This is a genomic window from Halobacillus yeomjeoni (assembly GCF_020171525.1).
Taxonomy (GTDB): domain Bacteria; phylum Bacillota; class Bacilli; order Bacillales; family Halobacillaceae; genus Halobacillus; species Halobacillus yeomjeoni.
This window is the reverse complement of the sequence record NZ_JAIVAI010000006.1, coordinates 98,851-111,146: the sequence shown is the minus strand read 5'-3', so window position 1 is coordinate 111,146 and position 12,296 is coordinate 98,851. Positions and strand designations below refer to the sequence as shown.

9 protein-coding genes are annotated in these 12,296 nt (G+C 42.4%); 3 read left to right on the top strand and 6 right to left on the bottom strand.

The genetic code is table 11. The annotated features are described in order from the left end of the window. Positions 1 to 12: 12 nt before the first annotated feature. On the bottom strand, positions 13 to 1,446 hold the full coding sequence (locus tag LCL89_RS14355) for an O-antigen ligase family protein (protein WP_224810659.1): 1,434 nt from the start codon (positions 1,444 to 1,446) through the stop codon (positions 13 to 15). Between the two features lie 207 nt (positions 1,447 to 1,653). Here LCL89_RS14355 and LCL89_RS14350 point away from each other — a divergent pair, with 207 nt between their 5' ends. Genes LCL89_RS14350 through LCL89_RS14340 form a run of 3 tightly spaced genes read left to right on the top strand, consistent with a single transcriptional unit; the run spans position 1,654 to position 5,024 of the window. After that, positions 1,654 to 2,991 (top strand): phenylacetate--CoA ligase family protein, encoded by a 1,338-nt coding sequence (locus tag LCL89_RS14350; protein WP_224810658.1) that lies wholly within the window; start codon positions 1,654 to 1,656, stop codon positions 2,989 to 2,991. A 31-nt stretch (positions 2,992 to 3,022) separates the two neighbouring features. Beyond that, positions 3,023 to 4,300, top strand: a complete 1,278-nt coding sequence (locus tag LCL89_RS14345; protein WP_224810657.1) for a nucleotide sugar dehydrogenase — start codon at positions 3,023 to 3,025, stop codon at positions 4,298 to 4,300. A 10-nt stretch (positions 4,301 to 4,310) separates the two neighbouring features. After that, positions 4,311 to 5,024, top strand: coding sequence for a WecB/TagA/CpsF family glycosyltransferase (locus LCL89_RS14340; protein WP_224810656.1), 714 nt, complete (start codon positions 4,311 to 4,313; stop codon positions 5,022 to 5,024). 35 nt (positions 5,025 to 5,059) lie between these two features. On the opposite strand, the gene csaB is transcribed toward LCL89_RS14340, so the two are convergent. The 5 genes from csaB to LCL89_RS14315 form a co-directional block, all read right to left on the bottom strand. Continuing rightward, on the bottom strand, positions 5,060 to 6,136 hold the full coding sequence (gene csaB, locus LCL89_RS14335; protein ID WP_224810655.1) for a polysaccharide pyruvyl transferase CsaB: 1,077 nt from the start codon (positions 6,134 to 6,136) through the stop codon (positions 5,060 to 5,062). Beyond that, a complete protein-coding gene (locus tag LCL89_RS14330; protein ID WP_224810654.1) occupies positions 6,133 to 7,719 on the bottom strand; it encodes a DUF5693 family protein in 1,587 nt (528 codons plus the stop codon). Before LCL89_RS14330 ends, csaB begins: the two co-directional genes overlap by 4 nt. Before the next feature lie 21 nt (positions 7,720 to 7,740). Continuing rightward, positions 7,741 to 9,300: a putative polysaccharide biosynthesis protein gene (locus LCL89_RS14325; RefSeq protein ID WP_224810653.1), complete on the bottom strand. Its 1,560-nt coding sequence runs from the start codon at positions 9,298 to 9,300 to the stop codon at positions 7,741 to 7,743. Continuing rightward, positions 9,297 to 10,025, bottom strand: a complete 729-nt coding sequence (locus LCL89_RS14320) for a WecB/TagA/CpsF family glycosyltransferase (protein ID WP_224810652.1) — start codon at positions 10,023 to 10,025, stop codon at positions 9,297 to 9,299. The genes LCL89_RS14325 and LCL89_RS14320 overlap by 4 nt, the downstream gene beginning before the upstream one ends. Positions 10,026 to 10,128: 103 nt before the next feature. Continuing rightward, positions 10,129 to 12,066 (bottom strand): S-layer homology domain-containing protein, encoded by a 1,938-nt coding sequence (locus LCL89_RS14315; protein WP_224810651.1) that lies wholly within the window; start codon positions 12,064 to 12,066, stop codon positions 10,129 to 10,131. Positions 12,067 to 12,296 lie beyond the last annotated feature (230 nt).

Sequence of the window (12,296 nt, the reverse complement as noted above, 5' to 3'; positions counted from 1 at the left end):
TTGACTCCTGACTTATTTTAAAGCTTTCGCTTCACGATAGTCTTTATTCATCTTCAAAATGTTTATAGTCAGCAGAACGATCGAGATTGCAAGGTAAATGCTGACAGCTGGCGCATAAAGGACATGTCCAGCTAAGAATGCAATGCCTGTTCCGAAGCCGATGGACAAGAGGATGAGCATATTTTCAGGGTGCAGCAGCTTGCCTGGGACCAGGAACAGAAGTTTGATGCACATACCGATAATGAATAGGAAAGGAAGCAGGATCAAAATCATACCTAAAATTCCAAAAGAGAAAAAGAGATCGAAAAAGTCCATTTCAATCAATTTCGGATCTTCATAGGAATGGTAATTACCCGCATATCCCATACCGAAAAGTTTCTGGACCACATCCGCTTCGGTGTAATCTTCATAGAGCTCACTGAAGTACAAGTTCCGTGAGCTTAAGATGATGACTAAGATTTTAGAATCCATTAAGTTCGTTTTTTCCTTGGTTACTTCCGGATCATCTTGACTTCCACCTTGCCCGGTTTCTGCTTCATCTTCTGACTGCTTTTTCTGTTCTTTCTTCTGCTCCTCAATGGCTCCCATATCGCCGGAGACATTTGAGAACGTTGGCGAGAATGGTGTCGCTGCCAGGAAAAGCACGAGGAAGATAAATGAAATGATCAGTTTCATGTTGAGCAGGGATTCTTTTTGTTTTTTCAACTTTTGGACAATCCAATAAACCACATAACTGCCGAATACGATGATCGCTGCCCCGAGTACGGCGAAATAAGGAACCTTCGTCCCGATCAAGATTGAAATAGTTGCCAATAGGAAGACGGGCAGGAAGTATATGATTTTCTTCTTATCCTGTGCTTTATAAAGGGCGAACAGATAAGTAAGCGGAAAGCTGATGGCTACGATCGATCCTAATTCGTTACCGGAATAGAACCAGCCTTTGAAACCGAACTTGTTCCAGTCATACGTGGCAGAAGATGTACCGGTGATGATGGCTATGACAAGGGTGATCGAAACAATCAACATCGCTATATAGATGGTTTTCAATACACGCAATCGGACGAATGAGACTTTGTCGATTGTGGTAAACAATAAGAGATAGGCACAAAGCATAATTGAAAAATAGACAGTCTTAGCAAGGAATTGCAGTTCAAGGAACGGATTGAAGACGGGTTTTGCGAAGAAGTTGTACCCGAGGCCTATTCCATAAACGATGGCGATCGCTGCTAAATAATAGAGCACATATTTTTTCAACCAGCTATTATTGCCGAACACGATGAACCATAAGGACAGCCCCATGAACAAGACGCGCACGATGATTCCGATCGTCAAACTGGAATCCAGCGCCTTGATGGATACGTATGTAAGGATATCCAGGACAGGCTGCAATATGACAAACAAAAGCAAGAGCTTTGTATAAAATTCTTTATCCATTAATTTATTCATAGGTGAACACCTCAACGATTGATTTAGACACATTGAAGTATAAACCATTCCCTAATAACTGTCTATCCATCTAAAAGAATGTTACAACCTGTTTAAAAAGCGATGATTTTGTTGAATCCTCTGATTCAATAGAAGTATAATGAATCCATGTGAATAGATGATCAAATATAGTCAGATAGATGGTAGGAAAATGAAGGAGAGAATAAGATGGGTTTGACGGATCGCTTGAATATCAAGCTGATGGAGAAAATGAGAAAGACGAATGCTCTTCACTATTATGAGGAGTACAAAGAAAATCAGTGGAAAGATAGAGAAACACTTGTCGAAGAACAACGGCAGGCGTTTCAAAAGTTGATCCATCACATATATGATCAAGTGCCTTTTTATCAGGACTATATGAAAGAGCACGGGCTCACTCCACAATCCTTTGAATCTTTAGAATCGATTCAACAGCTGCCGATTGTAGGAAAAGAAACGATGAAACGTCATAAACAAAAAATGCTTGCGAATAATATAGATGAACTCGGTGCTGAAGAGAAGCGGACCGGCGGGTCGACCGGTGAGCCTCTGAAGTATTATGTCCCGAAACTGTCCCACTCCATCATGTGGGCCAACATTTGGCGCGGCTGGAACGTCACCGGCTATCAACCAGGGGATAAGATCGCTGTATTGGCAGGAGGTTCACTCCTCTCAAGCTTCGATTACAAACGCCAAATCTATTACTATTTGAACAATTGGATTCCATTTTCTTCGTATGATATGTCAGAAGAAACGATGGAAAACTATATCAAAGAACTTCAGAAAGACCAAGTTGACTATCTCTACGGCTACTCGTCCTCGACATACGAGTTAGCGAATCATATTTTGAAAAAAGGGCTGCGCGTACCTTTGAATGGTGTCATCACGACATCAGAAGTTTTACTTCCTCATTATAGGGAAGCGATAGAAAAGGCGTTCAGTTGTAAAGTCTTCGATCAATACGGAGCCAATGACGGCGGCGTGACTGCTTTCGAATGCGATCAGCATGAAGGGATGCATATCGGCATGGAACGCTGCTTTGTCGAAATCGTCGATGAGGAAGGTAACCCTGTCCCGGACGGGGAAGAGGGGCGCATCCTTCTGACCGACCTTACAAACGAGGCGATGCCTTTCATCCGTTATGAAGTCGGGGATTACGGAGCCATCAATCGGGAGCCATGCGCATGCGGGCGCGGCTTGATCCGATTCACACATATAAAAGGAAGAAAACAGGAATTCGTTTATGCCAAAGGCGGACGTAAAGTCCACGGCGGATTCTTTTCCACCACATTTCGTCAGTACGACGAAGTCGAACAATTTCAAGTTGTACAAGACAAACCAGGTGCGGTTCAGATAAAATTGAAGTTATCAGATCAAAAGTTCAAATCCCAGCTGGATAAAATCAAACAGACGATTGCCAGCCAGGCCGATTTGGATGAAGTTGAAATCACCATCACCGATCAATTTGAAAAAACCAAAGGTGGTAAACATAAATTCGTCATCAATCATGTTGAGGAACAAAGCTGAAGGTAGAGAGCACGAGAAAGGATGTATTAGGATGAAAAAGTCATTATGCGTTGTCGGTTTAGGCTATATCGGTCTGCCGACATCGGTCATGTTTGCGATACACGGACATAAAGTCCACGGCGTCGATATCAACCGAAAAGCTGTGGAGATGATCAATAATAAACAACTGCATATCGAGGAAAACGGTCTGCAGGAGCGCTTGGAAGAGGCTGTGGACAGCGGAATGTTCAAGGCTTCCCTTGAGCCGACAGAAGCGGATGTATTCGTCATCGCTGTACCGACCCCGATCAGGGAAGACAAAACGGCCAACTTGGAATATGTCAGGAAGGCTACGGAATCAATCGTTCCGTTTGTGAAAAAAGGCAACCTTGTCATTCTGGAATCGACAGTACCTCCTCGTACGGTCGAAGACGTCATGCTTCCGGTGTTGAAGGAGACCGGCTTTGAAATCGGAGAAGAGCTGTTCGTTTCCCATTCTCCTGAACGTGTCATTCCGGGCAAAGTCTTTCAGGAGCTGGTCGATAACGATCGGATCGTCGGCGGTATCAACGAGAAATCTTCAGAAATGACGAAGGAACTTTACCAGTCTTTCGTAAAAGGAAATATTCATTTGACCGATGCGACGACAGCAGAGATGGCGAAAGTAATTGAGAATACGTATCGAGATGTGAACATCGCTTTTGCCAACGAGCTTGCTCTCATCAGCGACCGGATCGGTGTGAATGCCTGGGAAGCAATCGAGCTTGCAAACTATCATCCACGCGTGAACATTCATACGCCTGGACCGGGAGTAGGCGGTCACTGCATCGCGGTCGACCCGTGGTTCCTGGCAGAAATCCAGCCGGATCTATCCAAAATCATTCAGTTGTCCCGTAACACCAACGACCATATGCCGCAATATACGGCCGATCAGATTGAAATGATGCTCAAAGAGAATGGCATCGATGATCCGAAGGTCGCGCTTTTCGGACTTTCATTCAAAGCGAATATTGATGATCAGCGAGAAAGCCCGTCCCTCAAAGTCATCACCAATTTGGTGGAAAAAGGAATCAGCTTCACGACGTTCGATCCACACATCAAAGAAAACGTCGCATCCAATCAGACACAGGACATGGACGAAGCGCTCGATGGTGCTGACATAGTCGTCATTCTGACAGGGCATGATGAATTCAAAAACCTTGACCCGAATGAGTTACAAGGTAAAATGAGAAATAAGCTCGTATTCGATACGAAAAATGCGTTGTCTCTCGACCAGTGGAAAGAAGCAGGATTCATTGCAACACGCTTGGGAGATTCCAAAAACGGTTAGGGGTTTAAACATGAAGGAAAAGTTTTTAGGAGTCGATGTAAGCAGCTACTCTTACGAAGAACTTAAACAAAATATTTCAGACGATATCGAGCAAAAAAAACAATCCTTTATCGTAGCAATTAATCCTGAAAAGATTCTTCAAGCGCAAAAAGATGCTGGTTTGTTAATGTTGTTGAATAAAGCTACGTATCAAATACCAGATGGTGTGGGAGTATTGATCGCCTCAAAATTAAGTGGCGGGAAGATATCCCAGCGCGTCACTGGGATTGATATGCTGCTTACTTTATGTGAGCTGGCTTCGAAAAATGATAAATCGGTTTTCTTATACGGGGCCAAACCCGGTGTCGCAGATAAAGCCAAGGACAGCTTACTTGAAAAGTATCCGAATTTATCGATTGCCGGAGTCATTGATGGGTATGAAAAAGATCAGGACTATATCAAACGTTCGATTAATGAAGCGAAGCCTGATATCTTGTTTGTAGCATTAGGAAGCCCGAAGCAGGAACATTGGATCGTGGATCATATGAAAGAGTTGGATGTAAGTATATTCCAGGGTGTCGGTGGTTCATTTGATGTTATTTCTGGAAGGATCAAACGTGCCCCGGTTGCTTTTCAACGACTAGGGCTGGAGTGGCTTTATCGCTTGATTGTAGAGCCATGGCGGATCAAACGCCAGATCAAATTGCCCACATTCATATATAAAGTATGGAAAAACCGCAAATAAAAAGAAGTACTCGTGTCCATACACGAGTACTTTTTTTACGAGGAGAAAGCTTCCAAGGCTTCCGCAGCCGTCCTCTCTGTTTGCGATTGATACGTTTCAGTCAGTTGTTGTGAATTTTTCATAATCCGCTCTCTATTCTCTTCAATATTTTTCACTTCTTGGTAAAGCAGATCTCCGTCCCACGTATCATGTTCAACATGAAAGATGGGACCGACGTCATAAAGGGCAGCGAAAGAGGCAATTTTGGGATCATAAGATAAAGGAATGAAAGGCACTGCGCTTACAGCAGCGAAAATGAGGGAATGCAGCCTCATTCCTATCAACAATTCTGATTCGCTGACGACTTTCAATTTCTCTTGAATCGTACAATCTGCCGGTAAAATAAAAGCTTCTTCCCGCATTCTTTTTAAAACTTCTTTAGAACTTTTTTCATCTCCTTCCCCATGCATAGGAACGAAGAGGATGGTGTACCCATCAGTTCTTAATCGATCAGCCGCATCAGCTATCTTATCTAAATACTTTTCTGTCTTCCATGGACGGACGCTAATAGCGACGATTGGTTCATCGATCTGTTGTTCCAAAAGCCATTTGCTTGGTTCTTCGGGAACCTTCATCCCTAATACAGGGTCTGGGACGATATCAATATCATGACGGATGTTCATGGATTCCAACAGCTTCTTAGAGTCCTCATCACGTACGGTGAGGCGATCTACGTGATTCAACGTGAATGTAGTCAACAATTTTCCGAACCGTTTCTCTATAGGTCCCATTCCTTGGGAATATACGAAGACCGGCTTCTTCAATAACCTTGCAATGTTTATTACAGATGTATAATAAATGATCGAGCGGGGACCAGTTGCGTCCTGCAGTAAACTTCCACCACCGCTGATTACACCGTCTGCTGACTTGATGACACGAAAGATGGCAGGAAGGCTCCAGCGGTTGACGGACTCGATATCGTAGGTTGTCGAAGTGTGCAAAGGATCATTCGATAAAGCTGTAATTCTTATATTTGGCTGAATTCTTTTTAATTGTTCAATCATCGAATAGAGTATTGCTTCATCACCTGTATTATGAAAACCGAAATAACCGGATAAAACGATATGCATCATGATCCCTTCCTTTTCCATTTCATAAGAAGTTTAAAAGCAGCTATGAAGAAAATCCCAATAAGATAGCCGAAAAGAATACTGTAAACTGACCTTAGAGTCGATACGTACAAGGGAATATGGAGGTGTGTGAACGTATTGACGATCGACAAGAACCCGATCACGCCAGGGATGAGTAACAGCATACCTAAACGCTTATTGTAGTTCATGACATACAAGGCAAGGATATAAGCCGGAAAGCCCAGCAAGAACTCTTTTGTACGAGGTCTTACATAAAGGATTTCTTCTAATTTAGTTCGCAGGAATAGTTCCCATTCACTCACCATCCCACTGTTTCCACTCCGCAACACATAATAGGAGACTCCTAACCCCGCCAGGAAGAGGCCGGCCCAATGTAACCAATTAAGGTTATTCTTTACATCCCTTATCGAAATTCCTTTGAATGCATAAATGATGAAGAAAATTAATGGAACGATGTATAAGAGTTTGACGCCTCTGAACAATTCGATACCAGTATAAAACATCGTTCCATTAAGGAGAGTGATAATGATTGATATCCCTATGAAACAAATGCCTAGAGCCTTTAAAAACGTCCAAGTCACTATTTTTATGGATGGGGCTTTATCAGCTGTCGATTTTATAGCGAAAATTGGAGTGATTAAAGCAATCAATAAAGTGTAGGTCTGCAAGAGTAAGAGTCGATCAGTGATGAAATACAATAAAGCGAGACTGATCGGTACCAGCAAAACGTATACAAAGCGCCGATTAGAAAAATTCATTAAAAATAATGTGATAAACAATAAGCCAGCAAGTAAAGAAGCTGTTGTGATGCCTATAGACGGTTTATAAAAGGGATACCCACGTGCTTCACTTCTCTGAAATTGTTCAGGGATTTCAGCCGTTACATTTTCTAAGTAACGGATCGTATGGGGGAAAGAGTCGGCGTTCATGGATGATAATAAAATGGAACGTTGATTTCGAACTTTAATCGCTCGTAGGGTTCGATCCACTTTAGCTTCTACGGATTGATGGCCATGCAAGGTATCCATATCGTGCAGACGGATGAGGTCATAGTGTATGTATTCGGCGAATTTTTTCATCCCTTTTAAAGCTTGGAATTCTGTGACATACACCCCCATACTATAATCATTCAGTAATTCCGCATAGGCAATCATTTTCACTTCTTCAGGGTATCCAGGTACAGCATCCCCGCTGAAATGGATATAATCTCCTCCGTCCTCCTTGTAGCTTTCGATTGCACGGCTGTAATTAAAGGATTTGTCGGAATTTTTCAGATCGAAGGATAGAATAATATCCAGTTCTGCTGAGCGGATATCATTGATTTTTCTCTTTGGATAGGTGCCGTCATCAGCGGTCACCATTACGGTAGTCAGACCGGCTTCTTTCAGCAGGCTCAGCTTCTCTATGAAAGGGATGTCGTCTGCCATTTCTTCAATATGTCTGTATGGCAAAGCCAATTCATAGTCGTTTTGTTCGACTTCTATGTTCCAGCGCTCATATAAACTTGGGATAGTGGCAAGTAATAGTCCTATCAGGAAAATCCAAAGCCAATGGTGCGTTTTCAAAATAACCCTACTTTCTATACGTCATTTGATATATTTCCCTGCAAACGGTAGTTGTTGTAAAAGTTGCCGGTCTACAGCTTTGGTGAAATAAAGTGCAGCACCATAAATAAGAGCACCCACAATAATCGCTGAGACGACGTAGACAAAAGAAAATGGGCGTCCCCAATATTCCATAGAGTAAATGAATGGAGGGAATCCGATAACAGCTCCCATTAGTAAAGAAGCGGAGATTATCTTAATATGAGATCGGTCTAAAACTGTAAAAGGGATTTGACGGAAGATGAAAATACCATTTCCTAAAGTCAGGTAGATGTATACGATCAAAGTAGAAAATGCTGCTCCTTCGATGCCTATCCAATTCACTAACCACACGTTCAATAGGATTTTCAATAGGACTCCGGTAATAATAATCCACGCTGCTTGTCTTACTCGATCGATTCCTTGTAAGATCCCGGTTCCTACAATAGTAAAAGAAGTGAAAATGGAGCTCGCTCCTAAAATGGCTATGATAAAACTTCCCTCTGCGTCTGTAAATAAAGCTACATTCATCGGAACAGCTAAAAAGACCAATCCCATCGCTGCCGGCCATGCGATAAGATGTGTCATTTTACTGGTTTGTTCAATCGTTTCAAGCATTCCTCTTCTATCGTTTTCTTTCATTTTAGATGTCAATAGTGGGATAAGAGGAAGAATGATAGACGTAGCGAAAACAGTGGCAATTTGAACTAAAGAGAGACCTCTTCCATAAATCCCGTACAAATATGGGATGGAAAGATCCGGATCTGTAAGCTTATGGTTTAAACTGGACGGTACAGTGAGAGAATCGACGAAGTTCAATAGAGCCATGGATAAGGTTCCTATGGCAATAGGTATAGAGATCCTCAGAATACTCCTGCTCCAAATGATAAATGTAGAGAATGAGTAGGAAATATTTTGTCTTATGGTGTATGGAGACCGGACATAAATCACTCTAAGATACAAAAGTGATGCAAGTACACCGCATATGGACCCTGCCATCACTCCTCCAGCGGTCCATGAATTTGAAAAGCCTTGACTGCTCAGTACATAGGCAAGAGCTATGACGAAGACGGCCCGGACTAATTGTTCGATGACTTGAGAGTACGCTGTAGGGTTCATGTCGCTGAAGCCTTGAAAATATCCTCGGTACACGGCCATATATGGTGCGAAAATCAAACTTACAGATACGAGGACCAAGGCAGGGTAAGTATCTTTTCCGCCTAATAACAAACTGATCGGCTCTGAAAAAACAACGATAGAACCAAAACTTACCAAACCAAACAGCAAGCCAAGTAGACTTGCTGTCACATAAATTCTTCTGATATTCATCATTTGATTCGATGCACGTTCTTCAGCGATCAATTTTGAAATAGCTAAGGGGATTCCTGCGACGGATAAAATAAGGATGACCATATAAACAGGATAAACCAAAGTGAATATCCCCAGAACTTCATCTCCAGCGATATTTTGTAAAGGAATACGGAACAAACTTCCCAATACTTTGGATAATAGTGTAGCTATAGTGAGTATCATTGTACTTTTCAAGAAAGTGGTTGTTTTCATGTCTTTTTCACCTTTTGCCTGAGCACGCAGTAAGCAAAACGGGGAAGTGCTAGCATCCTTCTCCAACGTCTTGGTTGTTTCAAAAGGCGATACAACCATTCTAAATTCCTGTTCTGCCAACTGATTGGAGCTCGCTCAGCTTTTCCACCCCATACATCCAAACTGCCTCCTACACATAGAAAAATTCCATGGTTGAATTTGTGGATGTTTTCAGCGATCCATTTTTCTTGTTTTGGAGCACCGAGAGCGACGAATATGATATCAGGTCGGGTTTGTAAGATTTCCTCTGATATTGAATTGGAATCCCAGTCGAAATAGCCTTCATGTGCTCCGACTATGTCCAGGTGCGGATATTGAAGCTTGATATTCCGCTTAGCTGCTTCGAGAGTATCTCGATGTGCTCCAAGTAAATAAATTCGATACTTTTTTTGGCTGGAAATCTGAAGTAAATCCATCATCACATCATAACCTGTCACTCTTCCAGGTAAGGGATGGTTGAATAATTCAGCAGCTTTTATTATTCCTATCCCATCCGCGGTGATATAGTCGGCTTTATGTATGGCTCGCATATAATTGTGATCTTCATTTGCACGCATAACGATTTCAGGATTCGCTGTAATGACGAATGACTTTTCTTTTTGTTCAATGTGTGTTTCCAGTTTCTGGACCAGTGTACGGTGGTCGATATGTGTGAATGGGATTCCCATTATTTTGACGTGCTTCATATATGATGTGGCCCCTTTGAGTTTTACACATTCTTACTCTAGTAATATAACATAAAAAAAGGACAAACGAATACGTTTGTCCCTTTTGTAATACCATTGTTATTTACTTTGCGATGTTCAATGTTTCAAGCAGCGTACCGTATGAACCGCCGTGACTATAGACATAAGCGTCTTGAACGTCACGAGTCAAAATGTTCTTCGGTGCAATCTTGTACCACGTTCCATCCGCTTCTACTTTTTCAAGGACTTGTACTGTGATGCCTTTTTTGGAAAGCTTGTACAAATCGTTTCCTTTGGAAACTTTCGCTTCGGAACGGACATTGATCTTATCAACCAGCGTTTTCGCTAAATCATGTTTTCCGTATTCCGGTTCCATATTGAACTCTTTGCTCAAGTACGTATCCATGGAATACATGAAGCTTGCAATCTTCTGACCCCAGTAAGGATCGGATGCGTAACGGATATTCATTCCCGTGCTCTTGTTCCCAAGGTGGGCACCGGCGAACTTCCAGTTTTCATCGTCGAAGTAACCAGGGACGATGAAGGATTCTGCAGCTTCGAGAATACCAGCTTCATAGCTTTCATAGGAGCGTGCATTTTCATAAGGATTATCATCTGTCGCATTGATTCCGAACAGGTTGTTCTTATCTTTTGCGATTTTACTTTCTCCCCAGTAACTTTCAAGAATCGCGTGGGAAAGGAAGTACATCGCGTTGACGCCGAATTCTTCTTCAGCCTTCTTGAATGATACGCCTTGTCCGATTAGTGGGCTTCCAGGACGCGCTGATTCAATGAATGCATCCAGTTGTTCAGCTGTGTACTGAGTCTCTGTGTACAACGGCATGCGGTTGAAATATTGGTGAGCTGTTCCAGCTTCTTTGCCGTTTGCATCATAAAAAGTGCTGCCGTTCCAGCTGTAGTATTTGGACCCTTCCGTCATGAAATCTGGTGCAGGACCGTACACATAGCTGTAATTTCTTTCTGTAATTGCGTTATAGACTTTGTGATAAAGCAAGCCGTTTTTTGAAAGGTAGTAAGACTTGTCTTTCACCATGTGCGTCGGCTTCAAGTTTACGGAATCCGCTTTGACATAACCGATGGTATCTGCAATTTGAACTTTGACATACTCTTCGGTTGCGCCCAGGTATTTCATTTCGATGCCTGAAGTGACATACGTAGCAGCTGTCGTCAATGCATCACTGGTGTAGATGTTCGTGAATTTGTTGGAAACGACTGCACCGTCTTTGATCCAAAGGATTTTGTTCCCTTTCATCACGACTTGGCTGCCAGTCGTTTTGCTTTTCGCCTGCTCAAACGTATCATACTCTCCGGATACGGCAGGCTCTTTACCTTGTTCAAGAGTAGCAACTTCGTACTTCGTCGGTGCAGGCGGTTCGATGATCTTCAGCATACGGTTGATGACACCGGACGTCTGTCCACGAGTCGTACTCGCCATCGGGTCGAAGTAAGACTTCCCATCTTTCACTTTACCGTTGATGATTCCAAGATTCGTCAAGCGCTGTACAGATTCTATGTAGTCATCGTGGATGTCCTCTTTGTCGGTGAAGTTCAATGGATCTTTCTCAGAAACGACACCTTTCAAATCTGTCGCTCTCACAATCATGACTGCCATTTCCTGACGGCTGATTTCTTTATTCGGCTTGAATTCTCCATTCGGATATCCGTTGACCAGCCCCTGGTTGCTTGCTGCAGTGACTGCAGAGTAGAACCAGTCATTCTCAGGGTCTACATCTGAGTAACTGGGAGATTCAGAGACTCCAGCTACTGAATAATCTCCGGAAGCCTGCAGTTCAATTTCCAACGAACGTACTAAAAAGGCAGTGAATTCAGCACGGTTTACAGATTCTTCAGGTTTGTATGTATTATCCCCGTACCCTTTCAAAATGCCTTTTTCAATCAATGTCCTCATATCTTCCTCAAAAAAGTGACCGGTGATATCGTCCTCGGCTTTAGCAACACTCGGTGTGACCAACGAAAGAACCATCGCCAGCAAGACACCGAGAAACAAAAAACGTCTCATGCGTCGCAATTCCCCCTTATTAATAATCTATTAATAATGTATCAGAAAAAAATGACGAATAGTAGTTAATTTTCGCCATAAAGTGCAAATATATCTATGTACCTAGAGGACTATTAACATAGTTTGAAGGGAATATTAACAATAATAGAAAAATTAATATAATATTCATAATGTGGTTATTATTGGAAAACTATGAGAATAGGATAGGACTATATTGAAGAAGGCACATG